The 2,777-nt window shown below is 70.7% G+C and carries 1 protein-coding gene; it reads left to right on the top strand.

What is annotated here, in order from left to right; genetic code table 11:
- Positions 1-3: 3 nt before the first annotated feature.
- A partial coding sequence (locus AB0L71_RS32625) for an amino acid adenylation domain-containing protein (protein WP_365250358.1) occupies positions 4-2,777 on the top strand: 2,774 nt, incomplete at its 3' end.

Below are 2,777 nucleotides of genomic sequence, written 5' to 3'. Positions count from 1 at the left end.
GGCATGTCCGGGGCGTCGGTGGCCGGTGAGGTGGCGGGTCCGGTGCCCGGGAGTGCGGCGTATGTGATGTTCACGTCGGGGTCGACGGGTGTGCCGAAGGGGGTGGAGGTCACGCATGCGGATGTGGTGGCCCTGGCCCGTGATGAGCGGTTCGCTTCGGGGCACGAGGTCCTGCTGTCGCACTCCTCGCTGATGTTCGACGCCTCGACCTACGAGCTGTGGGTACCCCTCCTGTCCGGCGGCCAGGTAGTGCTGTCCCCGGCCAAGGACCTCACGGCGGGCCTCCTGCGGGAGCTGGTCCGCACTCACGGCATCACGGCGACATGGCTCACGGCTCCCCTCTTCCACGCGTTCGCGCTGGAGGACCCCGGCTGCCTGGCGGGACTGCGGGAGCTGTGGACCGGTGGTGAGGCGGTGCGTGCGGATGCGGTGCGCCGGGTCCGCGAGCACTGCCCGGATCTCCTCCTCGTGGACGGGTACGGTCCGACGGAGACGACGACCTTCGCCACGGCCTTCCCGTTGGGGATGTCGGCGGAGGTGCCGGCGGTGATGCCGATTGGGCATCCGCTGGACGGTATGCGGACCTACGTCCTGGACGCGGCGCTGCGCCCGGTGGGTGTGGGGGTTGCGGGGGAGCTGTACATCGCGGGTGCCGGTGTGTCACGTGGCTATGTGAACCGGCCGGGACTGACCGCGGAACGCTTTGTGGCCTGCCCGTTCGGGCAGCTGGGTGAGCGGATGTACCGCACGGGTGATGTGGTGCGGTGGAACGCGGACGGTGCGCTGGAGTTCGTGGGGCGTGCGGACCACCAGGTGAAGATCCGTGGTTTCCGCGTGGAGCCGGGCGAGATCGAAGCCGCACTCTCCGCCCTCCCGCCGGTCGGCCAGGTCGCCGTGCTGGCACGAGAAGACACCGGCTCGAAGCGTCTGGTGGCCTATGTCGTGCCGGCCTCCGGCCCCGCGTCCGCCCTGGACGTGTCGGTCCTGCGCGAGGCCCTGGCCTCCACGCTCCCCGCCTACATGGTGCCCGCGGCCTTCGTACCGCTGGACGCACTGCCGGTGACCAGCACCGGGAAGCTGGACCGCGTCGCCCTCCCGGTGCCGGAGTTCCGAGGCGCGGAGGACAGCCGAGCCCCGCGTACCCCGCGCGAACATCTCCTCTGCGAACTGTTCGCCGAGGTCCTGGGCATTGAGCAACTCGGGATCGACGACAGCTTCTTCGAACTCGGCGGCGACTCGATCACCTCGATCCAACTCTCGGTACGCGCCCGCTCCGCCGGACTCGACATATCCCCCCGGGACGTCTTCGAGGCGAAGACGGTCGTGGGCCTCGCGGAGACCGCTCAGTCGGCGTCCGCCGCGGACACCGAGGGCGCCGTTGCCGACGGCGGTGAGCAGCCGCTTCCGGCCCTGGACGCCGAGGCCCGGGCAGACGTCGCCGCCGCGTTCTCCGCCGCCGGTCCGGTGGAGGACGTGTGGCCGCTCACCCCACTCCAGGAAGGACTCCTCTTCCACGCCCTCTACGAGCGGCGCCCGGACGACCCCTATGTTCTGCAGGCCCCCGTCGTGCTCTCCGGCGAGGTCGACGCGGAGGTGCTGCGGGCCGCGTTCCAGGGTCTGGTGCGCCGCCATGCGAGCCTGCGCGTCGGATTCCTTGTGCGCCGTACCGGTGAGGCGGTGCAGGTGGTCCCGGCGGAGGTCACCGTCCCGTGGCGCGAGCTGGACCTCACCGGCCTCCCCGAGGAGGTGCAGCGCGAGCGGATCGACGAACTCCTGAGCGCTGACCGGGCCGAGGGATTTGATCCGGTGGTGCCGCCGCTGATGCGGGTGGCTCTGGTGCGGCTTGCGGCCGACCGGCATGTGGTGGTGCTGACGAGTCATCACATTCTGTGGGACGGCTGGTCCATGGCGCGGGCGCTGGGTGAGGTGTTCGGGCTGTACGAGGCGCGCGGTGACGAGAGCGGCCTGCCGCCCGTGGTGCCCTTCCGCTCCTACCTGGCCTGGCTGAACGCCCAGGACGAGGACGCCGCCCTGGACGCCTGGTCCGACGAACTGGCCGGCTTCGAGGAGCCGACCCTGGTCGCACCGGGCGCGCCGGCCGCACTCACGGAACAGCCTGCCCGCGCCCTGGGGTCGCTCGATGCGGAGACGACGGCGCGGCTGAGTGCGGTGGCGCGTGCTCGGGGGCTGACGCTGAACACGGTGGTGCAGGGTGCGTGGGCGCTGCTGTTGTCGAGTCTCACGGGGCGGCAGGATGTCGTCTTCGGTGCGACGGTGTCGGGGCGTTCGCCGGAGGTGGCGGGTGTCGAGGAGATCGTGGGTCTGCTGATCAATACCGTGCCGGTGCGGGTGCGGCTGGACCCGGAACAGCCCCTGGAGGACCTGCTCGCCGACCTCCAGCGCCGGCAGGCATCCCTCACCCCGTACCACCACGTCGGCCTGGCGCAGATCCAGCGCCGCGCCGGGCTCGGTGAACTCTTCGACACCTCCATGGCCTTCGAGAACTTCACCCAGGAATCCCCCTGGGAAGGTTCGTGGACCGCCGGCTTCCTCCAAGGGCGGGACCAGGACGTCCTGCCGGCCGGCACCGACGAGTGGGGCGGATTCGCCCACTACCCGCTCAGCCTGGGGGCCTTCCCCGGTGAAGAGCTGCGGTTCGAGATCGACTACCGCCCTGACCTCTTCGATGCGGTGTTTGTGGGGGTGTTGGTGGAGCGGTTGGTGGGGTTGTTGGGTGTGGTGGCGGTGGATCCGGGTCGGTTGGTGGGTCGGACGGA

This window comes from Streptomyces sp. NPDC052052 (assembly GCF_040680455.1).
Taxonomy (GTDB): Bacteria; Actinomycetota; Actinomycetes; order Streptomycetales; family Streptomycetaceae; genus Streptomyces.
The sequence above is the reverse complement of the archived record's forward strand: the minus strand, read 5'-3'. Positions and strand labels throughout refer to the sequence as shown.